Consider the following 23,739-nt stretch of genomic DNA (forward strand, 5'->3'; position numbering starts at 1 on the left):
AACTCTTAACAAATACCCTCGGCAACCAGCGCCCGTGCCATGGACCTCGTCATCGCCCGCCCCGAAGGCCTGTATTGCCCGCCCGGTGATTTCTATATCGACCCCTGGCGGCCCGTGGACCGCGCCGTGATCACCCATGGCCACGGCGACCATGCACGTATTGGCAACGGCCATTATCTGAGCGCCAGCCCAGGCGCCGGTATCCTGCGCAGCCGCCTGGGCCAGGACATCGATTTGCAAACCCTGCCCTACGGCGAGCGTCTGCTACACCACGGGGTAACGTTGAGCCTGCACCCGGCCGGGCACGTACTGGGCTCGGCGCAGGTACGCCTGGAATACCAGGGCGAAGTCTGGGTCGCCTCCGGTGACTACAAGGTCGAACCCGATGGCACCTGTACGCCCTTCGAGCCGGTGCCCTGCCACACCTTCATCACCGAATCGACCTTCGGCCTGCCCATCTACCGCTGGCCCAGCCAAGGTGAGATCTTCGCCGGCATCGATGCCTGGTGGCGGGCCAACCGCGATCAGGGCAAGACCAGTGTGCTGTTCTGCTATGCCTTCGGCAAAGCCCAGCGGATTCTGCACGGGCTGGACGCCAACATCGGCCCGATCTTGGTGCACGGCGCTGTCGAGCCGCTCAACCGGGTATACCGCGACGCCGGTATCCACCTGCCGGAAACCCACTATGCCGGTGACATCCCACGCAACGATCCACTGGTGCGTCAGGCACTGGTCCTGGCCCCGCCATCGGCCAGCGGCAGCAGCTGGGTACGCCGTTTCGGCGACTACAGCGATGCCTTCGCCAGTGGCTGGATGCTGCTGCGCGGTACCCGTCGACGGCGCGGTGTCGACCGCGGCTTCGTGCTTTCCGACCACGCCGACTGGCCCGGCCTGCTCTGGGCCATCGGCCAGACCGGTGCCGAACGGGTGATGGTCACCCACGGCTCGGTCAACGTGCTGGTGCGCTATCTCAACGAGCAAGGCTTGGATGCCCGTGCCTTCGCCACCGAGTATGGCGAAGAAGACGACGTGTCAAACACCGAGCCATCGCCATGAAAGCCTTCGCCACGCTGTACCTGCGCCTGGACGCGACCACCTCCAGCAACGCCAAGCTCGAGGCGCTGCGCGACTACTTCGCCACGGCCCCCGCCGAAGACGCCGCCTGGGCGGTGTACTTCCTGGCCGGCGGCCGCCCCCGCCAGCTGGTGCCCACGCGCGTTCTGCGTGACCTGGCCACGGCCTTGGCCGGCCTGCCAGACTGGTTGTTCGAAGAAAGCTATCAGGCCGTGGGCGATCTGGCCGAGACCATTTCGCTGTTGTTACCCTTGCATGTCGATGGCAGCGATGAAAGCCTGGCCACTTGGGTGGAGCAGCATCTGCTGCCCCTGCGCGGGCTACCCCCTGAGCAGATCCAGCAGCGCCTGCCGCCGCTCTGGGCGCAACTGGACCGCCCCAGCCTGATGTTGTGCCTGAAGCTGATCACCGGCAGTTTCCGCGTAGGCGTGTCGAAGCTGCTGGTCACCCGCGCCCTGGCACAACTGGCCGGGCTGGATGCCAAGCGCGTGGCCCAGCGCCTGGTCGGCTACACCGACATCGGCCATCGCCCCACGGCAGCCGGCTACCAGAAGCTGATCGCCGCCGAATCGGCAGATGAACACAACCAGCGCGGCGGCCAGCCCTATCCCTTCTTCCTGGCCCACCCGCTGCAGGCGCCTGCCGAACAGTTCGAAGCACTGCTCGGGCCGCCGAATGCCTGGCAGATCGAATGGAAGTGGGACGGTATTCGCGCCCAGGTGGTCAAGCGCGAGGGCCAGTTATGGGTCTGGTCACGCGGCGAGGAACTGGTCACCGAGCGTTTCCCCGAGCTACACAGCCTGGCGCAGACGCTACCCGATGGCGTGGTGCTAGATGGCGAGATTCTAGTCTGGAAGCCAGCCGACACAGCGGCTGAACTGGCGGTACAGCCGTTTGCCTTGTTGCAGCAACGCCTGGGCCGCAAGACGCTGGGCAAGAAATTGCTGAGCGACGCCCCAGTAGTGCTGCAGGCCTATGACCTGCTCGAATGGCAAGGCAAGGACTGGCGAAGCCGGCCGCAGCATGAACGCCGTCGGCAACTGGAACAACTGCTCGAGGACCATCCGTTGGCGCCGGTACTGCTTTCGCCCCTGCTCGAAGGTGCGGACTGGGCCGACCTCGCCCGCCAGCGCGAGCAGTCGCGCAGCCTGGGTGTCGAAGGCCTGATGCTCAAGCAGCGCGATGCCCTGTACGGCGTAGGGCGCACCAAGGACATGGGCACCTGGTGGAAATGGAAGATCGACCCGTTCAGCGTCGATGCCGTACTGATCTATGCCCAACGTGGCCATGGGCGCCGGGCGAGCCTGTACAGCGACTACACCTTCGCCGTGTGGGATGCCCCGGCCGGCGCGCCGGAGCGGGCACTGGTGCCCTTTGCCAAGGCCTATTCCGGGCTCAGTGACGAAGAAATGCGCAAGGTCGACGCGATCATCCGCAAGACCACGGTGGAAACCTTCGGCCCGGTACGCAGCGTGACGCCAACGCTAGTGTTCGAACTGGGCTTCGAAGGCATCGCCTTGTCCCGGCGCCACAAGAGCGGCATCGCCGTACGCTTTCCGCGCATGCTGCGCTGGCGGCTGGACAAGCCGGTGGAAGAGGCGGATGACCTGGCGACCCTGCAGGCGCTATTGGCCTGAAGTGACCATGTAATCTATGCCGGCCCGATCGCCGGCAAGCCAGCTCCCACCTCGACCGCATTCGCCTCAGGCCCTGTGCAGTCCCTGTGGGAGCCGGCTTGCCGGCGATTGGGCCAGTACAGGCAGAACTCATCTGGAATGAGGCACACCCGGCAAATCTATGCTTCTATCTGTGTGCCGACCCGTGTCGCAGACCGTTTTCGCCACGCATCCAGGACCGCCATGCACCATTCGACCCACGACCTGCTCTCACCCGTTCCGGGCATCACCCGCCAACTGCACAGCTTCCACTTCGGCCCTCGCGGTGGCGGCAAGGTCTATATCCAGGCCTCGCTGCATGCCGACGAGCTGCCCGGCATGCTGGTGGCCTGGCACCTCAAGCGCCGCTTGGACGAGCTGGAACGGCAAGGGCGCCTGCAACGCGAGATCATCCTGGTGCCAGTGGCCAACCCGGTCGGCCTGGAACAGGTGCTGCTGGATGCGCCATTGGGGCGCTTCGAGCTGCAAAGCGGCGAGAACTTCAACCGCAACTTCGTCGACCTGTCGGATAGCATCGGCGACCAGATCGAAGAGCACCTGACCCAAGACCCGCAGCACAACGTCGCGCTGATCCGCGAATACCTGCGCCGAGGGCTGGATGCACACCCCGCTCGCACGCCGCTGCAGGCCCAGCGCCTGATCCTGCAGCGCCTGGCCTGCGATGCCGACATGGTGCTGGACCTGCACTGCGACTTCGAAGCGGTCGAGCACCTGTACACCACCCCCGACGCCTGGCCGCAGATCGAACCGCTGGCCCGCTACCTGGGTGCCCAGGCCAGCCTGCTGGCCACTGACTCGGGCGGGCAGTCGTTCGATGAATGCTTCAGCCTGGTCTGGTGGCAGTTGCAGCAACGTTTCGGCAAGCGCTTCCCGATTCCGCTGGGCTGCTGCTCGGTGACGGTCGAGCTGCGGGGCCAGGCGGATGTCAGTCATGACCTGGCCAACAAGGACTGCCAGGCGATCCTCGACTTCCTGACCCATGCAGGGGTTATCGAGGGCGCCAGCGCGGCCCTGCCCGCCTTGTTCCGCCCGGCCACGCCGCTGGCTGCCGTGGAACCTGTGGCGACACCCTTGGGCGGGTTGCTGGTATACCACGCCAGACCGGGCCAGCACCTGGAGGCCGACCAGTTGATCGCCGAAGTCATCGACCCCCTCAGTGACCGGGTCACCGCCATCCGCAATAGCCAGCCCGGCCTGCTGTATGCACGCAGCGTGCGACGTATGGCTAGCGCCGGCATGGTCATTGCCCATGTAGCCGGCGAACAGGTGTGCCGCAGCGGCTACCTGCTGGGCAACTGATCCGGTCAAACCATCGCCGGCGATGAAGCCGGCGCAGGCCGTGCCTGGCCGCTATAGCAGCGCTCAGACCACAGGCGCGGGAGGTGGCTCGTCCGGCAAGGTTGGCTCACCCGGCTCCATCGGCGGGGGTTCACCAGGTTCGGCTGGTTGCGGGGTATCGGGGTCAGGCTGGTGCGGTACGCCCCCTGCCTGCATCGGCAGCGGGTGCGCCAGCAGTGACCAGGGCAGCAACCCGACGTGGTTGGGCTGCAGGCCTGCCAGCTTGGCACTGATTGCGGGATGGAGTTTCATTGGCTGCTCCTGACGAGAGCCACTGCGCATCATGCGCAGTGGCGTTATCCCATTGGAGTGCCAAAGGCGCGGGTAATTCCCCGCGCTTGTCGGCTCAGGTACGCGGCAGAGTGACGCCGCGCTGGCCCTGGTACTTGCCGCCACGGTCCTTGTACGACACTTCGCATTCTTCGTCGGACTGCAGGAACAGCATCTGCGCCACGCCTTCGTTGGCGTAGATCTTCGCCGGCAGCGTGGTGGTGTTGGAGAACTCCAGCGTCACGTGGCCTTCCCACTCGGGCTCGAGCGGGGTGACGTTGACGATAATACCGCAACGGGCGTAGGTGCTCTTGCCCAGGCAGATGGTGAGGACGTCACGCGGGATGCGGAAGTACTCGACCGTGCGCGCCAGGGCGAACGAGTTTGGCGGGATGATGCATACGTCGCTCTTGATGTCGACGAAGCTGCCGGCATCGAAGTTTTTCGGGTCGACGGTGGCCGAATTGATGTTGGTGAACACCTTGAATTCGTCGGCGCAGCGCACGTCATAACCGTAGCTGGAGACGCCGAAGGAAATTACCCGGTTGTCCTGCTCGCCGCGCACCTGGCGCTCGACGAACGGTTCGATCATGCCGTGTTCCTGCGCCATGCGGCGAATCCACTTGTCCGATTTGATGCTCATGGCGGGGTGTCCTGAAAGAGTTGCGTGGTGAAAATCGTGAGGCGCATCTTACCGGTCCCGGCGCCCAGGTTAAAGTTCCATGCCTTATCCCGCGCCGGGCGGGGGCTGCAGCAGCCGTCGATCCGAATTTGCGTAAAGCGCCTTCTGACCATTGGCAGGTTGCGGAAAGTGGGGTAAGGTGGCGCCACTGTGCTGCACGTGACACCGAGAATCTCTAGTTTGATGCACGATCCTGATCGGCCCATCGCTGAATTTTCTGCTCTCTTTGCGCTCAGTCCCGGCCAGGGTTTTTCCTGACCGTTATCAAATTGTCCAAGGAGACAGAAAAATGTCCAACCGTCAATCCGGTGTTGTTAAGTGGTTCAACGATGAGAAAGGCTACGGCTTCATCACCCCTCAGTCGGGCGACGACCTGTTCGTGCACTTCAAAGCCATCCAAGCTGACGGCTTCAAAACCCTGAAAGAAGGCCAGGCTGTTACTTTCGTCGCTACCCGCGGCCAGAAAGGCATGCAGGCTGAAGAAGTTCAGATCGCCTAAGTCGATCCGAAGCTTCCTAGCTTTCAAAAAAACCCGCCTTCTGGCGGGTTTTTTTATGCCTGCTCGAAATTCGGCGCTGGCTTCTTCGCGGGCTTGCCCGCTCCCACAGGGATCGCGCAGGCTTCAAGTGCTGTGCAGTCCTTGTGGGAGCGGGCATGCCCGCGAAGCAGGCGACTCGGTCTCAGGTCAATCCTCGCTGATGGTAATGCTCGGCATCGCCGGCGCTGCAGCCTCCTGCAGCACGATCCGCGCGCCCACCTGGCGGGCCAGTTCCTGGTAGACCATGGCAATTTGGCTTTCCGGTTCGGCAATCGCCGTCGGCTTGCCGCTGTCGGCCTGCTCACGGATCAGCATCGACAATGGCAGCGATGCCAGCAGGTCGACGCCATACTGGCTGGCCAGCTTCTCACCACCGCCTTCGCCGAACAGGTGCTCGGCATGGCCGCAGTTCGAACAGATGTGCACGGCCATGTTCTCGACCACGCCCAGCACCGGGATGTTGACCTTGCGGAACATTTCCACGCCCTTCTTGGCATCCAGCAGCGCCAGGTCCTGCGGCGTGGTGACGATCACGGAGCCTGCCACCGGCACCTTCTGCGCCAGGGTCAGCTGGATGTCACCGGTGCCCGGCGGCATGTCGATCACCAGGTAGTCCAGGTCATCCCAGGCAGTCTGGGTAACCAGCTGCAGCAACGCACCGGAAACCATCGGGCCACGCCACACCATCGGTGTGTTGTCGTCGGTGAGGAAGGCCATGGACATGACTTCCACGCCATGGGCCTTGATCGGCACGAACCACTTCTGCTCGCGAACCTGCGGCCGGGTGCCTTCGGCGATACCGAACATCACGCCTTGGCTGGGGCCGTAGATGTCGGCATCGAGAATGCCCACCCGGGCACCTTCGCGCGCCAGGGCCAGGGCCAGGTTGGCCGCGGTGGTCGACTTGCCCACACCGCCTTTGCCCGAAGCCACGGCGATGATGTTCTTGACGTTGGCCATGGCCGGCACCTGGGCCTGGGCCTTGTGCGCGGCGACCACGCAGTCGATCGCAACCTGGGCGCTGCTGACGCCCTCGAGGTTGCCGATGGCGGTCTGCAGCACTTGGGCCCAGCCGTTCTTGAACAGCCCTGCGGCATACCCCAGCTGCAACTGCACGCTGACCTGCCCGCCCTGGATATCGATGGCGCGCACGCAACCGGCGCTGACCGGGTCCTGGTTCAGGTAGGGGTCGGTGTACTGGCGAAGCACGCCTTCGACGGCGGCACGGGTGACGGCACTCATGGAGACTCCCATTGGCAAACTGAATGTAAAACAGGCATCTATCCTAACCCGTCAATCGTCAGCAGATGCGCATGTGGGGTGAAATATCTTCGCCAGCCCTTTATAGTGGCCGATCACCCTCATTTTTACCCCGTAGCCAGATAAGTAGCCGAGCCACCATGTCCGAGCCACGTCAGATTCTCGTCACCAGCGCCCTGCCCTATGCCAATGGATCGATCCATCTTGGCCATATGCTGGAATACATCCAGACGGACATGTGGGTGCGCTTCCAGAAGCTGCGCGGCAACCAGTGCATCTACGTCTGCGCCGACGACGCCCACGGCTCGGCCATCATGCTGCGCGCCGAGAAGGAAGGCATCACCCCGGAACAACTGATCGCCAACGTCCAGGCCGAGCACAGCAGCGACTTCGCCGACTTCCTGGTGGACTTCGACAACTTCCACTCCACCCACAGCGAAGAGAACCGCGAGCTGTCGGGCCTGATCTACACGCGCCTGCGTGAAGCCGGGCACATCGCCACCCGTTCGGTGACCCAGTACTTCGACCCGGAAAAGGGCATGTTCCTGGCCGACCGCTTTATCAAGGGCACCTGCCCCAAGTGCGCGGCCGAAGACCAGTACGGCGACAACTGCGAAAAGTGCGGCGCCACCTACGCGCCCACCGAGCTGAAGAACCCCAAGTCGGCCATCTCCGGCGCCACCCCGGTCCTGCGTGATTCCCAGCACTTCTTCTTCAAGCTGCCGGACTTCCAGGCCATGCTGCAGCAGTGGACCCGCAGCGGCACCCTGCAAGACGCGGTGGCCAACAAGCTGGCCGAATGGCTGGACTCCGGCCTGCAGGAGTGGGACATCTCCCGCGACGCACCGTACTTCGGCTTTGAAATCCCGGGCGAGCCGGGCAAGTACTTCTACGTGTGGCTGGATGCTCCGATCGGCTACATGGCCAGCTTCAAGAACCTCTGCGCCCGCCGCCCGGAGCTGGACTTCGACGCGTTCTGGAACGAAGGCTCCAAGGCCGAGCTGTATCACTTCATCGGCAAGGACATCGTCAACTTCCACGCCCTGTTCTGGCCCGCCATGCTCGAAGGCGCCGGCTTCCGCAAGCCGACCGCGGTCAACGTGCACGGCTACCTGACCGTCAACGGCGCCAAGATGTCCAAGTCGCGCGGCACCTTCATCAAGGCCCGCACCTACCTCGATCATCTGCAACCGGAATACCTGCGCTACTACTACGCAGCCAAGCTGGGCCGTGGCGTCGATGACCTGGACCTGAACCTGGAAGACTTCGTGCAGAAGGTCAACTCCGACCTGGTTGGCAAGGTGGTCAACATCGCCAGCCGCTGCGCCGGGTTCATTCACAAAGGCAACGAAGGTGTGATGGTGACTGGCGATGCCGCACCCGAGCTGACCGAGGCCTTCCTGACTGCCGCGCCGTCGATCGCCGAAGCCTACGAAGGCCGCGATTTCGGCCGCGCCATGCGCGAAATCATGGCGCTGGCCGACCGCGCCAACGCCTGGATCGCCGACAAGGCACCGTGGTCGCTGGCCAAGCAGGAAGGCAAGCAGGATGAAGTTCAGGCCATCTGCGCCCAGGGCATCAACCTGTTCCGCCAGCTGGTGATCTTCCTCAAGCCGGTGCTGCCGGTGCTGGCCGCCGACGCCGAGGCCTTCCTCAACGTTGCCCCGCTGACCTGGAACGACCACCTGTCGCGCCTGGAAAACCATCAGTTGAACCCATTCAAGGCACTGATGAGCCGCATCGAGCCAGCCAAGGTCGAGGCCATGGTCGCCGCCAGCAAGGAAGACCTGCTGGCCGCCGAAGCCAAGGCCCCGGCGGGCAACGGCGAGCTGGCCAAGGACCCGCTGTCGGCAGAAATCGAGTTCGACACCTTCGCTGCCGTCGACCTGCGCGTGGCGCTGATCGTCAAGGCCGAAGCCGTGCCGGGTGCCGACAAGCTGCTGCAACTGACCCTGGACATCGGTGACGAACGCCGCAACGTGTTCTCCGGCATCAAGTCGGCCTACCCCGACCCGTCCAAGCTGGAAGGCCGCCTGACCATGATGGTGGCCAACCTCAAGCCACGGAAGATGCGCTTTGGCGTGTCCGAAGGCATGGTCATGGCGGCGGGCCCTGGCGGTGAAGAAATCTACCTGCTCAGCCCGGACAGCGGCGCCAAGCCAGGCCAGCGCATCAAGTAACTCGTCTACTGGGGCCGCATTGCGGCCCCAGTGCCGTCACGCCAAACACCGGACAATCACCCCGATTCCCGGCTATCGTCATCTCATGAGCGACTACATCCTGGTCCTGATCAGCGCCGCGCTGGTCAATCACCTGTGCCTGCAACGACAGCCAATCCGCAGGCTGCACCTGCATGCGCTCGGCCTGGCCTGCGCACTGTGCATTACCCTGGGCGTGATTGGCGCGCAGATGTTGATGCGCGGGGTGCTTAGCCCTTTGCAGGCTCAGGACCTTGGCCTGTTCCTGTTGTTGCCCTGGTTTGCGCTGCTCGCCTGGGGCGTGCCGTGGCTACTGGCCAAGTGGCGCCCTGCCTGGCCCGTGGCGGAGCTGCCAGCACTACTGTTGAGCAATGCGACGGCGCTGGGGCTGGCCCTGCAACAGGCTAGCGACGACAGCACATGGCTTGCTGTGCTGCGGCAAGCCATGCTGGCCGGCGGCGGTTTCTGGCTGGCGCTGGTGTTGTTCGCTGACCTGCGCCAGCGCAGTGCCCATGCCGACATCCCCAACGTACTGCGTGGCCTGCCCATCGAGTTGCTCGGCGCCGGAGTGATGGCCATGGCATTCTCCGGTTTCAACGGGTTGTTCACACAATGAACGACAAGCCAGACCCCCGGCTACGCACCAGCATGGGCCTGGTACTGCTGGCCTGCGTGCCTGGCCTCTTGGTACTGTTTTGGCTGCACGGCTGGGGCTTGCTGCTGAACCTGCTGCTGTGCGCCAGTGCTGCATTGCTATGCGAGGCGCTGCTGTTGGCGCTGCGCGCGCAACCAGTGAGCTCGGCGCTAAACGACGGCAGCGCGCTGGTTACCGCCGTGCTGCTGGCCGCCGCCCTGCCCGCCTTGGCCCCGTGGTGGCTGCCGGTGGTCGCCGCAAGCGTTGCCATCGGCATCGGCAAGCAGGCTTTTGGCGGTGTCGGGCGCAACCTGTTCAACCCGGCAATGGTCGGCTATGCCTTCGTGCTGCTGAGTTTTCCACTGCATATGAACCATTGGCCAGGGCCGGCACCTGGCCTGCTCGACAGCTTGCAGCAAGTGTTCGCTGGTGGCGGGCAGATCGATGCCTGGGCCCGGCCGACATTGCTCGACGGCCTGCGCCACAACCGTAGCCTGACCATCGAAGAGCTGTTCGCCAGCCATCCAGGCTTTGGCAGTATCGGCGGGCGGGGTAGCGAATGGGCTAATCTGGCATTCCTGGTGGGCGGGCTGTTCCTGCTGCAGCGCAAGGTGATCAGCTGGCATGCGCCGCTTGGCTTGCTGGCAGGCTTGTCGCTGTTCAGCCTGCTGGGATGGAATGGCTCGGGTTCGGACTCCAACGGCTCACCGCTGCTGCACCTGTTCTCCGGCTCGACCATGATGGCTGCGTTCTTCATTGCCACCGAACCGGTATCCGGCCCCCGGCATGAGTGGGCCAGGTTGCTGTTCGGCCTGGGCGCGGGCCTGCTGATCTATCTGATCCGTACCTGGGGCAGCTACCCGGACGGCACGGCCTTCGCCATCCTGCTGATGAACCTCATGGCGCCGAGCCTCGAGCGCCTGGCCGTGCAGCGCCAGCAGGCCAGCAAATGAACCGCCTGATGCGTGATACAGGCCTGCTGCTGCTGATCGGGGTACTCGCGTTGTCGACCACCCTGGCATGGCGGCAATGGACCAGCACTGCCATCACCGACGCCGAAAAACAGCTGCAAAGCCGCCAGCGGCTGGCTGTACTACCCGAAGGCAGTTACGACAACCAGCCACTGGATAGCCCCTTGGCAAAGCCCGCGCCACAGCGGCCAAACAGCCGTATCCTGGCGGTTTACCGTGCCACGCTGGCCGGCAAACCGGCAGCCATCATTCTGCTCACCCAGGCTCAGGGCTATGCCGGGCCGATCGTGCTGAGCGTCGCCATCGCTCCAGACGGCCGCCTGATCGGCAGCCAGGTGGTCGAGCAACAGGAAAGCCCCGGGCTGGGCGCGCGCCTGGGTGACCCACAGCTGAACTGGCTAGGGCAGTTTGCCAACCGCCAGTTGGGTGACCATTGGGCTCTGAAACGGGACCAGGGTGACTTTGACCAATTGGCAGGCGCCACCGTGACCTCACGAGCAGTGATCGAAGCATTGCAGGACGCCCTGAGCTATTTCGATGAGCAGCGCAGCGTGCTGCTGGAGGGTGCCACACATGAATAGGTTCTACCTACTGGCCGCCAGCCTTGTGCCTCTGCTGGGCGCCACCCGGACACTCAGCGAAGGCGCCGCCATCGGCGTGTGCGCAGTGCTGATGTGCGCCCTTCACCAACTGTCGATGGCAGCACTGCGCCAGCGGTTGGCTACCTGGGCATACATGCTGGCCAGCATCCTGCTGCTGGCGGCCCTGAGCAGCTGCCTGCAACTGGCCCTGCGTGCCTGGCTACTGCCACTGGCGCTTGCCCTCGGCCACTATCCCGCGCTGCTGTGTCTGCAATGCCTGGCCACTGACCACCTGCTACCCAACCAAGGGCGCTGGCGCCTGCTCGCCAGGCACCTTTGCGCCCTGCTTGCCACCTGCCTGCTGCTCGGCGCCTGCCGCCAATGGCTGGCCGACGTTGCCAGCCTGCATCTGGCCAGCCTGGCCCCCGGCGCCCTGCTACTGCTCGGACTGCTGTTGGCCTTGTACAATCGCCTGCGTCCGGGCTCCACCCACCCACGTCGTCAAGGAACACACTGAGTTCATGAATGCCGCCAAACGCCTGGAAATCTTTCGCAGACTGCACGAAGACAACCCCGACCCGAAAACCGAACTGGCCTACACTACCCCGTTCGAGCTGCTGGTCGCCGTGACCCTGTCCGCGCAAGCCACCGACGTCGGCGTCAACAAGGCCACCGCCCGCCTGTTCCCCGTCGCCAATACCCCCGAGGCCATCTATGCCCTGGGCGTCGAAGGCCTGAGCGAATACATCAAGACTATCGGGCTATACAACAGCAAGGCCAAGAACGTCATCGAGGCCTGCCGACTGCTGATCGAGCGCCACGGCAGCCAGGTGCCGCAAACCCGCGAAGCCTTGGAGGCACTGCCAGGTGTCGGCCGCAAGACCGCCAACGTGGTACTCAACACAGCGTTCCGCCAGCCAACCATGGCAGTGGATACCCATATCTTCCGGGTCAGTAACCGTACGGGCATCGCCCCGGGCAAAACGGTGCTGGAAGTGGAGAAAAAACTGCTCAAGTTCGTGCCCAAGGATTACCTGCTCGACGCCCATCACTGGCTTATCCTGCACGGGCGCTATGTATGCCAGGCGCGCAAGCCCAGGTGTGGCAGCTGCCGGATCGAGGATTTGTGCGAGTACAAGCACAAGACCTCTGACGATTGAGTCCATAGGCAAAAATTACCCGCCGCGATTGAAAAAATCTTTTTTACCAGCGTCTGCTTTCTAGTTATAAGGACGGCCAATGGCCCCTTGGCTTGGAGCGACTCATGAGTACCGATAAAGACGACCTGTCGATCGAAGATGATTTTGTTGCCGCGGATGATGAAGCGGAGCCCCCGGTGGAAATCGCAAAGACCAACCTGAGCAAACGCCGCACCATCGACAACATGCTGGAAGAACGGCGCCTGCAAAAGCAACTGGCCGATTTCGACTACGACCTGTAGCCCTGGCAAAGCCTCCCGGGTGGAGGCTTTACGACCTTACGGTCAGGTCAACCCTTGGCGTTGCGCCAGCTCGATCAGGTCGACCAGCGACCGCGCATTGAGCTTGAGCAACAAGCGCGACTTGTAGGTACTGACCGTCTTGTTGCTGAGGAACATGCTGTCGGCAATTTCCTTGTTCGAACGCCCTCGCGCCAGCTGCTGCAACACTGTCATCTCGCGCGCCGAAAGGCGGTTGACCATATCCGTCTCGCTCCCCCCTCCCCGGCCACGTGACGCATGCAGGGCCTGGTTGGGGAAATAGCTGTAACCCGACAACACGGCCTTGATCGCGCTGAGCAGCTCGGTAAGCTCCTGTTGCTTGCACACGTAGCCCGCCGCCCCTGCCTGCATGCAGCGCATCGAGAAATTGCCCGGTGCCTGCGATGTCAGCACCAGCACCTTGCTGGCCGGGCTGAAGGTCGTCATACGGGCGATTACCTCCAGGCCATCCAGCTTGGGGATACCGATATCGAGCACCACGATATCCGGCATGTGTTTGCGCGTCAGTTGCAACGCAGCCACGCCATTGTCGGTTTCCGCCACGACCTCATACCCATGCCGCTCCATCAGCATGCGTACGGCCAGGCGTATGACCGGATGATCATCCACGATAAGCACTTTATTCATGCGATATCCATTCATTCATTGTTTTGCTTGGCGTGCCAAGATAACCGACAGAATGCCTGTTGGCGCGGCGTTTTGCCGACGAAATAGATGAACAGATTAACCCTACAATACTTACAGAAATTTCCTACACACAAACCCCGTAGTTGTAACAATGAGATACCCGTGCAGAAGGAAAACGCTATCACCCACGACCAAAGACATACCAGATGAAAACTGGCTATCACATGAGGAAATATTCAATACACAGCCATTGAAAAAACAAGGCAGCGACAACTTTTGGCGATAATTCCCCAACCGGGAAACCGTGCAGTCTTTAGTTGAGTACGGTTGCTGAGGTAATGATGGGCAAAACCGCTGGAGACGACCCTCATGCCCCAAGCACAACCTGTCGCCCCGCTGACGATCATTGCTATCTTCGCAGGGATCATCGAAGCCTCCGCCCTCGCGACATTGCCGTTTCTCAGCGAATCCAGCCAAAGTCTCTATACGTGGTTTCTGGTGGGTTTCCCGTTCTTTCTGACGGCACTGTTCTTCTTGACGCTCAACTTCAACTACAAGTCGTTCTATGGCCCGTCGCCAAACAAAGTGGCAGAACACGACTCACCGACACGGAACGCCGTGGCAACGCCTGCCATGGCCAGCGAAGCGTCGCATGGCGAGCCGATCACACTGGTGTTTTCCGGGCCCGACGCCTATCGCATGATGGAGCAACAACTCCTGCTTGCACTTGTACAACCGCCGCAGCCGGCGCGCACGTGGCGCTTTTGCAATCTGGATAAACGCCTATGTGCACAGCTGTCTATCAGTGCACTTGAGGATGATGTTGCGAACTAATTTTCTGCGCGCACAAAAAACCTCGGCCTGAGCCTAATGTCGGTCAGTTAAGCCATTTGGGGCCGCTGTGCGGCCCATCGCAGCGGTTCGTCGCCACGACAAGCCAGCTCCCACAGGTACCGCGCAGATCTCAAGCTTTGCGCAGTCCCTGTGGGAGCTGGCTTGCCTGCGATGGGCTGCAAAGCAGCCCCAATGGCTGCTACTAAGGCTTAACTGACTGGCATTACGCCTGAACCGAGGTTTTTGCTACACACGCCAATAATCAGAGCAGCGAACGGCCCTTGTTGGCAGCAATGCGCATGCGCAGGGCGTTGAGCTTGATGAAGCCGGCAGCGTCCTCCTGGTTGTAGGCGCCGCCATCTTCCTCGAAGGTCGCGATGTTGGCGTCGAACAGCGAGTCGTCCGACTTGCGGCCGACTACCGTGACATTGCCCTTGTACAGCTTCAGGCGCACCACGCCGTTCACGTTGACCTGCGAAGCGTCGATCATCTGCTGCAGCATCAGACGCTCCGGGCTCCACCAGTAGCCGGTGTAGATCAGGCTGGCGTACTTCGGCATCAGCTCATCTTTCAGGTGAGCGACTTCGCGGTCCAGGGTGATCGACTCGATGGCACGGTGAGCCTTGAGCATGATGGTGCCGCCAGGGGTCTCGTAGCAGCCACGCGACTTCATGCCGACGTAACGGTTCTCGACGATGTCCAGACGGCCGATGCCGTTGGCGCCACCGATACGGTTCAGGTCGGCCAGGACGGTGGCCGGGGTCTTCTCGACGCCGTCGATGGCAACGATGTCACCGTTGCGGTAGGTCAGCTCGATGTAGGTAGCCTGGTCCGGGGCGTTCTCAGGCGAGACGCTCCAGCGCCACATGTCTTCTTCGTGCTCGGTCCAGGTATCTTCCAGGACACCGCCTTCGTAGGAGATGTGCAGCAGGTTGGCGTCCATCGAGTACGGCGACTTCTTCTTGCCGTGGCGCTCGATCGGGATGCCGTGCTTCTCGGCGTAGTCCATCAACTTCTCGCGGGACAGCAGGTCCCACTCACGCCATGGCGCGATGACCTTGACGCCTGGCTTCAAGGCATAGGCACCCAGTTCGAAACGAACCTGGTCGTTGCCTTTGCCGGTGGCGCCGTGGGAAATGGCGTCGGCGCCAGTTTCGTTGGCGATTTCGATCAGGCGCTTGGCGATCAGCGGACGGGCGATGGAGGTACCCAGCAGGTACTCACCTTCGTAGACGGTGTTGGCGCGGAACATCGGGAACACGAAATCACGCACGAACTCTTCGCGCAGGTCGTCGATGTAGATCTCTTTAACGCCCATTGCCTGGGCTTTGGCACGGGCCGGCTCGACCTCTTCGCCCTGACCCAGATCAGCGGTGAAGGTCACCACTTCGCAGTTGTAGGTATCCTGCAGCCACTTGAGAATCACCGAAGTATCAAGGCCGCCGGAATACGCCAGTACGACCTTTTTTACGTCCGCCATGCCATCACTCCACGGGGTTGTACGGAAAGGGATCGATTCTAACGACGTTGCGGACAAATTTACAGTGGGGCGACAGCTTCTGACGACAAAGCGACAGGAACTGTCGGAAGGGCGACGGGCGGCTGATCGAGTGATGTCGGGTGTAGATGCTGGAGGGGTGTCGAGCCGAAGAGTGCATGCCTCAGAGTGGTATCAGAGCGCAAAAGTGCATGCCTTGAGGTGGCATCAGGGCCACAAGATGCATGCCTTAAAGTGGCATCAGGGCCACAAGATGCATGCCGTGAGTTATTCAGCGCCTGTGAGATCGAGCGCCGCCCGCGCGGCGCATCGCCGGCAAGCCGGCTCCCACATCTGTTTCGGGCCAGTCTCTCCTGTGATTTCACCGCTGCCCGCCTTGTTCGCTCCCTTCAATATTGAAGTTATCGCCTGTGCTTTTCTGCTATCTCCAGCCATGCACCCAGGGAGCGAGTGCGGAGGAGGCAGGAGTAACTGGCCCGAAACAGATGTGGGAGCCGGCTTGCCGGCGATGCGCCGCGCGGGCGGCGCTCGATCTCATAGGCGCTGAAAATATTGTGGCGGACACCTGGCAGCCTTGATGCAATCCCCTGACATGCACCAGGCAACCAACCCAACCTCAGGGCACCTTCGCCCCCGGCGCGGCAGCAGTCGAACTGGCTGGAGCCGGAGCCGGCGCCGGAGCAGCAGGCGCCGCCTGCTCAACCGGCTTCTCAACCACCGCCACCCGATCCAGCTCGATATTCACCCGCCGGTTCCGCGCCCGATTCGCCGCACTGTTGTTCTTCGCCAACGGATACCGCTCGCCATGGAAGCGCACGGTGATCTGCTCGTCCGGCACACCATGCGCCTTCAAGTAATCAGCCACCGCCAGTGCCCGACGGCGCGACAGGTCGCGGTTGGCCAGGCGGTTGCCACTGTTGTCGGAGTGGCCGTTGAGCTCGATGTGGTTCACCGTCGGGTCGGCCTTCAGGTAGTCGAGGATCACGTCCAGCCGCGCCCGGGCCGCGGGGTCCAGCTCGATACCGCCACCCGGGAAGCCCACCTGGGTCTGGCGTACCTGGTCGTAGTTCATCGGCAGCAGCTTGCCGGCACAGGCCAGGTAGTCGCTGTAGGCCTTGGCGAAACTGACCGGCAGCACGCGCACCTCTATCGGCCTGCTGGCCTCGCCGGCGTAATTGCGTACCACCGTGCTACGCCCGTCGAGCAGGCCGTTGATCAGGCGGCTGGCCTGGCCCTGGGAAGAGCTGAACAACACGCCGGTGCGGGCCATGCGTACGCTGCCCAGGTTGATATCAGCACGCCCAGGTTGCCACGGCGCCGCTGCTGCCAGCAGGCTGGCGGTACCCGCACCCAGTACGCTGCTGTCCGAACGCAGTTGGAAGACCGGCTGCTCGCCCGCCCGGCGCACGAACTCACCGCTACCGAAACCATCGATCGGCTGGATCAGGCGGCATTCGAACTGGTCGCCCTCGACCTTCCAGGCGATGTTCTCCATACGCGTCTGGAAAGTCAGCGCGCCTGCCGGCAGGCTGGCGAACAGGGTCAACAGGGCTAGGTAACGCTGGCGCACGGGCGGCTCCACAAATTCTGACGGCTTACCTGCAGGCTATCGGACGCCTGCCGGAAAACTTGATAGCCGTGCTCGCCCGGGGGTTTTCCGGTAGCATTGGGGCTTGAGTTCGACCCGCCTGGAATCCCCAATGTCCGATCGCCTGACCCTCCTGCGCCCCGACGACTGGCACATCCATCTGCGCGATGGTGCCGTCCTGCCCCACACCGTTGGCGACGTGGCGCGTACTTTCGCCCGTGCCATCATCATGCCCAACCTGGTTCCGCCGGTGCGCAATGCCGCCGAGGCCGGCGCCTACCGTGAGCGCATCCTGGCCGCCCGCCCGGCTGGCAGCCGCTTCGAGCCGCTGATGGTGCTGTACCTCACCGACCGCACCAGCCCCGAGGACATCCGCGCGGCCAAGGCCAGCGGCTTCGTGTATGCCGCCAAGCTGTACCCGGCCGGTGCCACCACCAACTCCGACTCGGGCGTGACCAGCATCGACAACATCTTCCCGGCCATCGAGGCGCTGGCAGAAGTCGGCATGCCATTGCTGGTGCACGGCGAAGTGACCCGCAGCGAGATCGACGTGTTCGACCGTGAAAAGCGCTTCATCGACGAGCACATGCGCCGTGTGGTCGAGCGTTTCCCGACGTTGAAAGTGGTGTTCGAGCACATCACCACCAGCGATGCCGCGCAGTTCGTCACCGAGGCCCCGGCCAACGTCGGCGCGACCATCACCGCGCAGCACCTGCTGTACAACCGCAACCACATGCTGGTTGGCGGCATTCGCCCGCACTTCTACTGCCTGCCGATCCTCAAGCGCAACACCCACCAGGTGGCCCTGCTGGATGCAGCCACCAGCGGCAACCCGAAGTTCTTCCTCGGCACCGACTCGGCCCCGCACGCCCGTCACGCCAAGGAAGCCGCCTGCGGTTGCGCCGGTTGCTACACCGCCTATGCGGCCATCGAGATGTACGCCGAAGCGTTCGAACAGCGTAACGCACTGGACAAGCTGGAAGGCTTTGCCAGCCTGCACGGCCCGGCCTTCTACGGCCTGCCGGCGAACACCGACAGCATCACCCTGGTCCGCGAAGAATGGACCGCACCGGACAGCCTGCCGTTTGGCGAGCAGACCGTGGTCCCGCTGCGCGCCGGCGAAAAACTGCGCTGGCGCCTGCTGGAGGAAAACGCGTGAGCGAAGACCTCTACGAAGACGAGCTGGAAACCCAAGGCAGCAGCGGTTCGCGCCACCCGATGGCCGAACGCTTCCGCGGCTACCTGCCGGTGGTGGTGGATGTGGAGACCGGCGGCTTCAACAGCGCCACCGATGCACTGCTGGAAATTGCCGCAGTCACCATCGGCATGGACGAAAAGGGTTTCCTGTTCCCCGAGCACACCTACTTCCACCGGGTGGAGCCGTTCGAGGGGGCCAACATCGAGCCGGCCGCGCTGGAGTTCACCGGCATCAAGCTGGACCACCCCCTGCGCATGGCTGTCAGCGAGGAAAGCGCGCTGACCGATATCTTCCGTGGCATACGCAAGGCACTCAAGGCCAATGGCTGCAAGCGGGCGATCCTGGTCGGCCACAACAGCAGCTTCGACCTGGGCTTCCTCAATGCGGCGGTGGCGCGCAACGACCTCAAGCGCAACCCATTCCACCCGTTCTCCAGCTTCGACACCGCCACCCTGGCAGGCCTGGCGTATGGCCAGACCGTGCTGGCGCGGGCCTGCCAGAGCGCCGACATCGACTTCGACGGGCGCGAGGCGCACTCGGCGCGTTACGACACCGAGAAAACGGCCGAGCTGTTCTGCGGCATCGTCAACCGCTGGAAAGAGATGGGCGGCTGGCGCGATTTCAACGATTGAGCTGAGATCGCATTCGCGGGCATGCCCGCTCCCACAGGTACTGCAGTGGCCTCGCCCATTGTGCGATTCCTGTGGGAGCGGGCAAGCCCGCGAAGAGGCCGGCACAGGACGGCACAAAAAAACCGGCCACAAGGGCCGGTTTTTTTGTGCCTGCAGCAATTACAGCTTGCCAGCGTTCTCGCTCAGGTAGGCAGCAACGCCTTCTGGCGAAGCGCTCATGCCTTTGTCGCCTTTTTTCCAGTTGGCAGGGCAGACTTCGCCATGCTCTTCGTGGAACTGCAGGGCGTCGACCAGGCGCAGCAGCTCGTCCATGTTACGGCCCAGTGGCAGGTCATTGACGATCTGCGAGCGGACAACACCATTGGTGTCGATCAGGAAGGCGCCACGGAAGGCCACGCCGCCTTCGGACTCGACGTCGTAGGCCTTGCAGATTTCGTGGGTCATGTCGGCAGCCAGGGTGTACTTGACCTGGCCGATGCCGCCGTTGTTGACCGGGGTGTTACGCCAGGCGTTGTGGGTGAAGTGCGAGTCGATCGACACGCCGATCACTTCCACATTGCGCGCCTGGAAGTCAGGAATGCGGTTGTCCAGGGCAATCAGCTCGGACGGGCAGACGAAGGTGAAGTCCAGCGGGTAGAAGAACACCAGGCCGTACTTGCCCTTGATGGCCGAAGCCAGGTTGAAGCTGTCGACGATCTCGCCATTGCCCAGCACGGCTGGAACGGTGAAGTCGGGGGCTTTCTTACCAACGAGTACGCTCATTGTCATCTCCTGATGAGGGTGAAAAAACGGTTTGTCGGGCGCAGACGGGAGTGCCCGACTTCCAGCAAAGGCCGACCATCATACACGGCTTCTGATGACAGGCCGACTCCAGCGACGAAGCAACCGCCGGTCGCTCAAGCATGCCCCTTTCAGAAAGTGCTTTGACAAGCATTCTCATTAACATTAAGCTCCAACCCATCGACTCAACCAGCGATGGTCAGCCTTTATGTATGTGTGTCTTTGTGTCGGCGTTACCGACGGACAGATCCGCGATGCGATCTATGAAGGATGCTGCAGTTACAAGGAAGTGCGAGCCGCAACCAGTGTTGCCAGCCAGTGTGGCAAATGCGCTTGCGTAGCCAAGCAGGTCGTCCGCGAGACCCTGACCGAGCTGCAAGTGAGCCAGGCATCCCTGCCCTACCCTGTAGAATTTACCGCAGCCTGAAAACCCAGAATTCGAAGAACCGGACCCTGCGTCCGGTTTTTTTATGCCCGAAATTCAATAAGTTAGCGCTCCAACGCGGTTCACAAACATTCTTATTCCTATTAATTTTCACTTATTATTCAACAACTTAGGTTTGACACACCTAAGTATCGGGCTCAAACTTCCCTGTATCGGCACACTTCTACAGGGCAGGAACCCAACATGAAAGGCGACGTAAGCGTCATCCAGCATCTCAACAAGATCCTCGGAAACGAGCTGGTCGCGATCAACCAGTATTTCCTGCACGCTCGCATGTACGAAGATTGGGGCCTGAACAAACTCGGCAAGCACGAGTACAAGGAATCCATCGATGAGATGAAGCACGCTGACAAACTGATCAAGCGTATTCTCTTCCTCGAAGGCATCCCCAACGTCCAGGATCTGGGCAAGCTGCTGATCGGCGAGCACACCAAGGAAATGCTCGAGTGCGACCTGAAGATCGAACAGAAAGGCCTGGTCGACCTCAAGGCAGCCATCGCCCACTGCGAAACCACTGGCGACTTCGGCTCGCGTGACATCCTCGAAGATATCCTCGAGTCCGAGGAAGAGCACATCGACTGGCTGGAAACCCAACTGGGGCTTATCGACAAGATCGGTATCGAAAACTACCTGCAGTCGCAGATGGGCGAAGAGTAAATATTCGCCACATAAAAAAACCCGCGATCCGCGGGTTTTTTTATGCTTGCCGGAAGATCAGGCTTCAGAAGCCTTGGCCTTGGCAGCCGCGTCCTTGATCAAGGTTTGCAGCTCTCCCTTCTCGAACATCTCCAGCATGATGTCGCTACCGCCAACCAGTTCACCGGCTACCCACAACTGCGGGAAGGTCGGCCAGTTGGCGTATTTGGGCAGGTTGGCACGAATTTCCGGGTTCTGCAGGATGTCGACGTAGGCGAACTTTTCGCCACAACCCATCACGGCCTGCGAAGCACGCGCAGAGAAGCCGCACTGCGGGGCATTCGGCGAGCCTTTCATGTAAAGCAGAATGGTGTTGTTGGCAATCTGCTCTTTGATCGTTTCGATGATATCCATGTAGCACCTCGGCTGAACTTTCCGACGCGGTCGTCGGCACGGTGACGCATTGTAACGGAAAGCCGAGCAGCGTGCTCGGCCTTGCCGCTCCCTACGCGGCCTCTACCTGCACCGGCACGCCATTGAGCGCGGCATTGCCGGACACCTGGTCACGCAGGCGCTCATCGGTGAGGTCGTTGGCACTCACGCCCGGTTGCGCCTGCGCGATCTGCAGGTGCACGCCCTGGCGAGTATGGCCAAAGCCATGGGGCAGGCTGACCACACCCGGCATCATGTCCTCGCAGGCCTGCACTTCGACCTCCAGGGTGCCGGTACGCGAACGGATGCGCACCCGCTGGCCGTCCTGCAGTTGCCGTTGCTGCAGGTCTTGCGGATGCATCAACAACTGATGGCGCGGCTTGCCTTTGACCAAGCGCTGGTAGTTGTGCATCCACGAGTTGTTGCTGCGCACATGGCGGCGGCCGATCAGCAGCAGTTCGCCGGATGCGGGTGGCGCTTGTCGCGCCAACCGCTGCAAGTCGTCCAGCAGTACCTGGGGCGCCGCTTCGACAGCCTTGCTGGCAGTTCCCAAGCGCGCAGCGAGGTTGCTGCGCAACGGCCCGAGGTCGAGGCCATGCGGGTGATCGTCCAGTGCCGCCAGCGAAAGCTGCCACGGCGTCGCGTCGCCATAGCGCCCCTTGCGCAGGGCCAGGTCGATCATCTGTTCTGGCGCCAAGGTCGCTTTCAATTCGAGCTGGGCGCGCTTGGCAAACGCCTGCGCCAGGCCGACGAAGATTTCCCAGTCATGCAGTGCCCCCTCCGGCTTGGCCAGGATCGCCCGGTTGAAGCGGGTGACGTTGCGCACGGCCAGCAGGTTGAACGTACTGTCGTAATGATCGTTCTCCAGCGCCGAGGTGGAGGGCAGGATCAGGTCGGCATGGCGGGTGGTTTCGTTGATGTAGAGGTCGATGCTGAGCATGAACTCAAGGCCTTGCAGCGCCGCATCCAGCTGGCGGCCGTTGGGCGTGGACAATACCGGGTTGCCGGCCACGGTCACCAGGGCACGCACCTGCCCTTCGCCAGGCGTCAGCATTTCCTCGGCCAGGGCGGCCACCGGCAGCTCGCCACCGTACTCAGGCAAACCCGACACCCGGCTCTGCCAGGCATTGAAGTGCCCGCCCGAGGTGGTCGCCACCAGGTCGACGGCAGGCTCGCTGCACAACGCGCCGCCTTCACGGTCGAGGTTGCCGGTCACCAGGTTGATCAACTGCACCAGCCAATGGCACAGGGTGCCGAAGGCTTGGGTCGAGACCCCCATGCGGCCATAGCACACCGCCTTGTCGGCCGCGGCGAAGTCGCGTGCCAGCTGGCGAATATCGGTCGCGGCAATGCCACAGTGCACGCCCATGGCCTCGGCACTGAACGGCGCGATGGCCTCACGCACCTGCTGTAGGCCGTTGACTGGCAAGTGCGAGCCACGTGCCAGGCCTTCTTCGAACAGGGTATGGAGCAGGCCGCACAAAAGGGCCGCATCGCCACCAGGACGTATGAACAGGTGGCTGTCGGCCATGGCTGCCGTTTCGCTGCGCCGCGGGTCCACTACCACCAGGCGCCCGCCTCGGGCCCGCAGGGCCTTCAAGCGTTTTTCCACATCCGGCACGGTCATGATGCTGCCATTGGAGGCCAGCGGGTTGCCACCCAGAATCAGCATGAAGTCGGTCTGGTCGATGTCCGGGATCGGCAGCAACAGGCCATGGCCATACATCAGGTGGCTGACCAGGTGTTGTGGCAGTTGGTCCACCGAAGTGGCAGAGAAGCGGTTGCGGGTTTTCAGCAGCCCCAGGAAGTAGTTGCTGTGGGTCATCAAGCCGTAGTTGTGCACACTCGGGTTGCCCTGGTAGACCGCCACGGCATTGCGCCCATGGGCCTGCTGGACCGCCCACAGTTTGTCAGCAGCCAGGGCAAAGGCCTCGTCCCAGCCGATGGCCTGCCAGCGCTCGCCCACCCGCTTGTACGGCTGGCGCAAGCGATCGGGGTCGTTCTGGATATCCTGCAGGGCCACCGCCTTGGGGCAGACATGGCCGCGGCTGAAGGGGTCCTGGGGGTCGCCTTTGATCGAGCTGATCAGCGCCCGCCCGTCGTCTTCATGGCTGACTTCGATGTTCAACCCGCAGATCGCTTCGCACAGGTGACAGGCACGGTGATGCAGGGTCTTGGTCATGGCCGCCTCTGCCTTGCTGTTGGGGAAAGTAGTCGCACATCGACTATGCGCCCAGCCCCCCTGCCCCGGCCAGCGCGCTTCGCTGCGTGAATCCAGCGACATCAGGCACACGATTTGCGACTGCCATTTGCCAAATTGCCAGCAAGCCGTGTACAACCCTCTGTAGCAAATAAAAAACAGCACTG

25 protein-coding genes are annotated in these 23,739 nt (G+C 62.5%); 16 read left to right on the forward strand and 9 right to left on the reverse strand.

All coding sequences use genetic code 11. The features are described from left to right. The first annotated feature begins 39 nt into the window (after positions 1 to 39). The 3 genes from TZ03_RS21610 (at position 40) to TZ03_RS21620 (ending at position 4,049) form a co-directional block, all read left to right on the forward strand. The gene (locus TZ03_RS21610; protein WP_051100314.1) at positions 40 to 1,056 is read left to right on the forward strand and encodes a ligase-associated DNA damage response exonuclease; all 1,017 of its coding nucleotides are present in this window, start codon (positions 40 to 42) and stop codon (positions 1,054 to 1,056) included. Further along, a complete protein-coding gene (locus TZ03_RS21615; protein ID WP_051100315.1) occupies positions 1,053 to 2,711 on the forward strand; it encodes an ATP-dependent DNA ligase in 1,659 nt (552 codons plus the stop codon). Before TZ03_RS21610 ends, TZ03_RS21615 begins: the two co-directional genes overlap by 4 nt. 222 nt (positions 2,712 to 2,933) lie before the next feature. Continuing rightward, a complete protein-coding gene (locus TZ03_RS21620) occupies positions 2,934 to 4,049 on the forward strand; it encodes a succinylglutamate desuccinylase/aspartoacylase family protein (protein WP_051100316.1) in 1,116 nt (371 codons plus the stop codon). Positions 4,050 to 4,112: 63 nt separating this feature from the next. Here the strand turns inward: TZ03_RS21620 and TZ03_RS21625 are convergent, their stop codons facing one another. Further along, the gene (locus TZ03_RS21625) at positions 4,113 to 4,340 is read right to left on the reverse strand and encodes a hypothetical protein (RefSeq protein WP_051100317.1); all 228 of its coding nucleotides are present in this window, start codon (positions 4,338 to 4,340) and stop codon (positions 4,113 to 4,115) included. Positions 4,341 to 4,434: 94 nt separating this feature from the next. Next, entirely contained in the window at positions 4,435 to 5,001 is a 567-nt protein-coding gene (gene dcd, locus TZ03_RS21630) for a dCTP deaminase (protein ID WP_003254920.1), read from the reverse strand. Positions 5,002 to 5,329: 328 nt separating this feature from the next. Here dcd and TZ03_RS21635 point away from each other — a divergent pair, with 328 nt between their 5' ends. Continuing rightward, positions 5,330 to 5,539: a cold-shock protein gene (locus TZ03_RS21635; protein ID WP_003254922.1), complete on the forward strand. Its 210-nt coding sequence runs from the start codon at positions 5,330 to 5,332 to the stop codon at positions 5,537 to 5,539. Positions 5,540 to 5,725: 186 nt separating this feature from the next. Here the strand turns inward: TZ03_RS21635 and apbC are convergent, their stop codons facing one another. After that, complete coding sequence (gene apbC, locus TZ03_RS21640) at positions 5,726 to 6,820, reverse strand: iron-sulfur cluster carrier protein ApbC (protein ID WP_051100318.1); 1,095 nt, start codon at positions 6,818 to 6,820, stop codon at positions 5,726 to 5,728. A gap of 158 nt (positions 6,821 to 6,978) precedes the next feature. Between apbC and metG the strand changes: the two genes are divergently transcribed. From metG to TZ03_RS31290, 7 genes are all read left to right on the forward strand, one after another. Beyond that, entirely contained in the window at positions 6,979 to 9,018 is a 2,040-nt protein-coding gene (metG, locus tag TZ03_RS21645; RefSeq protein WP_051100319.1) for a methionine--tRNA ligase, read from the forward strand. 85 nt (positions 9,019 to 9,103) lie between these two features. Further along, positions 9,104 to 9,652 carry an Rnf-Nqr domain containing protein gene (locus TZ03_RS21650; protein ID WP_051100320.1) on the forward strand — a complete coding sequence of 183 codons (549 nt, stop codon included), beginning with the start codon at positions 9,104 to 9,106 and terminating at the stop codon, positions 9,650 to 9,652. Next, positions 9,649 to 10,623 carry an RnfABCDGE type electron transport complex subunit D gene (locus TZ03_RS21655; RefSeq protein ID WP_051100321.1) on the forward strand — a complete coding sequence of 325 codons (975 nt, stop codon included), beginning with the start codon at positions 9,649 to 9,651 and terminating at the stop codon, positions 10,621 to 10,623. Before TZ03_RS21650 ends, TZ03_RS21655 begins: the two co-directional genes overlap by 4 nt. Continuing rightward, entirely contained in the window at positions 10,620 to 11,222 is a 603-nt protein-coding gene (locus TZ03_RS21660; RefSeq protein ID WP_051100322.1) for an RnfABCDGE type electron transport complex subunit G, read from the forward strand. The genes TZ03_RS21655 and TZ03_RS21660 overlap by 4 nt, the downstream gene beginning before the upstream one ends. Beyond that, complete coding sequence (locus TZ03_RS21665) at positions 11,215 to 11,739, forward strand: Rnf-Nqr domain containing protein (RefSeq protein WP_051100323.1); 525 nt, start codon at positions 11,215 to 11,217, stop codon at positions 11,737 to 11,739. The genes TZ03_RS21660 and TZ03_RS21665 overlap by 8 nt, the downstream gene beginning before the upstream one ends. 4 nt (positions 11,740 to 11,743) lie before the next feature. Then, complete coding sequence (gene nth / locus TZ03_RS21670) at positions 11,744 to 12,382, forward strand: endonuclease III (protein WP_051100324.1); 639 nt, start codon at positions 11,744 to 11,746, stop codon at positions 12,380 to 12,382. 104 nt (positions 12,383 to 12,486) lie between these two features. Further along, positions 12,487 to 12,663, forward strand: coding sequence for a PA3496 family putative envelope integrity protein (locus tag TZ03_RS31290; RefSeq protein ID WP_051100325.1), 177 nt, complete (start codon positions 12,487 to 12,489; stop codon positions 12,661 to 12,663). Between the two features lie 42 nt (positions 12,664 to 12,705). Here TZ03_RS31290 and TZ03_RS21680 read toward each other — a convergent pair whose 3' ends face one another. Then, positions 12,706 to 13,329 (reverse strand): response regulator transcription factor, encoded by a 624-nt coding sequence (locus TZ03_RS21680; RefSeq protein WP_051100326.1) that lies wholly within the window; start codon positions 13,327 to 13,329, stop codon positions 12,706 to 12,708. 369 nt (positions 13,330 to 13,698) lie between these two features. Here TZ03_RS21680 and TZ03_RS21685 point away from each other — a divergent pair, with 369 nt between their 5' ends. After that, entirely contained in the window at positions 13,699 to 14,163 is a 465-nt protein-coding gene (locus TZ03_RS21685; RefSeq protein WP_051100327.1) for a hypothetical protein, read from the forward strand. Between the two features lie 262 nt (positions 14,164 to 14,425). Here the strand turns inward: TZ03_RS21685 and TZ03_RS21690 are convergent, their stop codons facing one another. Together TZ03_RS21690 and TZ03_RS21695 are read right to left on the reverse strand one after the other, a co-directional pair. Beyond that, entirely contained in the window at positions 14,426 to 15,643 is a 1,218-nt protein-coding gene (locus TZ03_RS21690) for an argininosuccinate synthase (protein WP_051100328.1), read from the reverse strand. 634 nt (positions 15,644 to 16,277) lie between these two features. Beyond that, positions 16,278 to 17,231, reverse strand: a complete 954-nt coding sequence (locus TZ03_RS21695; RefSeq protein WP_051100329.1) for a flagellar protein MotY — start codon at positions 17,229 to 17,231, stop codon at positions 16,278 to 16,280. Between the two features lie 130 nt (positions 17,232 to 17,361). On the opposite strand from TZ03_RS21695, the gene pyrC reads away from it, so the two are divergent. Then, positions 17,362 to 18,408 (forward strand): dihydroorotase, encoded by a 1,047-nt coding sequence (gene pyrC / locus TZ03_RS21700; protein ID WP_051100330.1) that lies wholly within the window; start codon positions 17,362 to 17,364, stop codon positions 18,406 to 18,408. Beyond that, on the forward strand, positions 18,405 to 19,079 hold the full coding sequence (rnt, locus tag TZ03_RS21705) for a ribonuclease T (RefSeq protein WP_051100331.1): 675 nt from the start codon (positions 18,405 to 18,407) through the stop codon (positions 19,077 to 19,079). The genes pyrC and rnt overlap by 4 nt, the downstream gene beginning before the upstream one ends. 159 nt (positions 19,080 to 19,238) lie before the next feature. Here rnt and TZ03_RS21710 read toward each other — a convergent pair whose 3' ends face one another. Then, positions 19,239 to 19,841, reverse strand: coding sequence for a peroxiredoxin (locus TZ03_RS21710; RefSeq protein ID WP_051100332.1), 603 nt, complete (start codon positions 19,839 to 19,841; stop codon positions 19,239 to 19,241). Between the two features lie 226 nt (positions 19,842 to 20,067). Here TZ03_RS21710 and TZ03_RS29120 point away from each other — a divergent pair, with 226 nt between their 5' ends. Together TZ03_RS29120 and bfr are read left to right on the forward strand one after the other, a co-directional pair. After that, positions 20,068 to 20,286 (forward strand): bacterioferritin-associated ferredoxin, encoded by a 219-nt coding sequence (locus tag TZ03_RS29120; RefSeq protein WP_082056683.1) that lies wholly within the window; start codon positions 20,068 to 20,070, stop codon positions 20,284 to 20,286. 201 nt (positions 20,287 to 20,487) lie between these two features. Beyond that, positions 20,488 to 20,961, forward strand: a complete 474-nt coding sequence (gene bfr / locus TZ03_RS21715) for a bacterioferritin (RefSeq protein ID WP_051100333.1) — start codon at positions 20,488 to 20,490, stop codon at positions 20,959 to 20,961. A gap of 57 nt (positions 20,962 to 21,018) precedes the next feature. Here bfr and grxD read toward each other — a convergent pair whose 3' ends face one another. Beyond that, positions 21,019 to 21,354 carry a Grx4 family monothiol glutaredoxin gene (grxD, locus tag TZ03_RS21720; RefSeq protein WP_010952251.1) on the reverse strand — a complete coding sequence of 112 codons (336 nt, stop codon included), beginning with the start codon at positions 21,352 to 21,354 and terminating at the stop codon, positions 21,019 to 21,021. Between the two features lie 91 nt (positions 21,355 to 21,445). Beyond that, complete coding sequence (locus TZ03_RS21725; protein WP_051100334.1) at positions 21,446 to 23,554, reverse strand: molybdopterin-dependent oxidoreductase; 2,109 nt, start codon at positions 23,552 to 23,554, stop codon at positions 21,446 to 21,448. Positions 23,555 to 23,739: the final 185 nt, after the last annotated feature.

Source organism: Pseudomonas sp. 10-1B, assembly GCF_000935045.1.
Classification (GTDB): Bacteria; Pseudomonadota; Gammaproteobacteria; order Pseudomonadales; family Pseudomonadaceae; genus Aquipseudomonas.

Excerpts from the sequence above, each read along its gene's own strand:
- TZ03_RS21610 (WP_051100314.1), top strand. The coding sequence starts at position 40 with ATGGACCTCGTCATCGCCCGCCCCGAAGGCCTGTATTGCCCGCCCGGT.
- TZ03_RS21615 (WP_051100315.1), top strand. The coding sequence starts at position 1,053 with ATGAAAGCCTTCGCCACGCTGTACCTGCGCCTGGACGCGACCACCTCC.
- TZ03_RS21620 (WP_051100316.1), top strand. The coding sequence starts at position 2,934 with ATGCACCATTCGACCCACGACCTGCTCTCACCCGTTCCGGGCATCACC.
- TZ03_RS21625 (WP_051100317.1), bottom strand. The coding sequence starts at position 4,340 with ATGAAACTCCATCCCGCAATCAGTGCCAAGCTGGCAGGCCTGCAGCCC.
- dcd (WP_003254920.1), bottom strand. The coding sequence starts at position 5,001 with ATGAGCATCAAATCGGACAAGTGGATTCGCCGCATGGCGCAGGAACAC.
- TZ03_RS21635 (WP_003254922.1), top strand. The coding sequence starts at position 5,330 with ATGTCCAACCGTCAATCCGGTGTTGTTAAGTGGTTCAACGATGAGAAA.
- apbC (WP_051100318.1), bottom strand. The coding sequence starts at position 6,820 with ATGAGTGCCGTCACCCGTGCCGCCGTCGAAGGCGTGCTTCGCCAGTAC.
- metG (WP_051100319.1), top strand. The coding sequence starts at position 6,979 with ATGTCCGAGCCACGTCAGATTCTCGTCACCAGCGCCCTGCCCTATGCC.
- TZ03_RS21650 (WP_051100320.1), top strand. The coding sequence starts at position 9,104 with ATGAGCGACTACATCCTGGTCCTGATCAGCGCCGCGCTGGTCAATCAC.
- TZ03_RS21655 (WP_051100321.1), top strand. The coding sequence starts at position 9,649 with ATGAACGACAAGCCAGACCCCCGGCTACGCACCAGCATGGGCCTGGTA.
- TZ03_RS21660 (WP_051100322.1), top strand. The coding sequence starts at position 10,620 with ATGAACCGCCTGATGCGTGATACAGGCCTGCTGCTGCTGATCGGGGTA.
- TZ03_RS21665 (WP_051100323.1), top strand. The coding sequence starts at position 11,215 with ATGAATAGGTTCTACCTACTGGCCGCCAGCCTTGTGCCTCTGCTGGGC.
- nth (WP_051100324.1), top strand. The coding sequence starts at position 11,744 with ATGAATGCCGCCAAACGCCTGGAAATCTTTCGCAGACTGCACGAAGAC.
- TZ03_RS31290 (WP_051100325.1), top strand. The coding sequence starts at position 12,487 with ATGAGTACCGATAAAGACGACCTGTCGATCGAAGATGATTTTGTTGCC.
- TZ03_RS21680 (WP_051100326.1), bottom strand. The coding sequence starts at position 13,329 with ATGAATAAAGTGCTTATCGTGGATGATCATCCGGTCATACGCCTGGCC.
- TZ03_RS21685 (WP_051100327.1), top strand. The coding sequence starts at position 13,699 with ATGCCCCAAGCACAACCTGTCGCCCCGCTGACGATCATTGCTATCTTC.
- TZ03_RS21690 (WP_051100328.1), bottom strand. The coding sequence starts at position 15,643 with ATGGCGGACGTAAAAAAGGTCGTACTGGCGTATTCCGGCGGCCTTGAT.
- pyrC (WP_051100330.1), top strand. The coding sequence starts at position 17,362 with ATGTCCGATCGCCTGACCCTCCTGCGCCCCGACGACTGGCACATCCAT.
- TZ03_RS21710 (WP_051100332.1), bottom strand. The coding sequence starts at position 19,841 with ATGAGCGTACTCGTTGGTAAGAAAGCCCCCGACTTCACCGTTCCAGCC.
- TZ03_RS29120 (WP_082056683.1), top strand. The coding sequence starts at position 20,068 with ATGTATGTGTGTCTTTGTGTCGGCGTTACCGACGGACAGATCCGCGAT.
- bfr (WP_051100333.1), top strand. The coding sequence starts at position 20,488 with ATGAAAGGCGACGTAAGCGTCATCCAGCATCTCAACAAGATCCTCGGA.
- grxD (WP_010952251.1), bottom strand. The coding sequence starts at position 21,354 with ATGGATATCATCGAAACGATCAAAGAGCAGATTGCCAACAACACCATT.
- TZ03_RS21725 (WP_051100334.1), bottom strand. The coding sequence starts at position 23,554 with ATGACCAAGACCCTGCATCACCGTGCCTGTCACCTGTGCGAAGCGATC.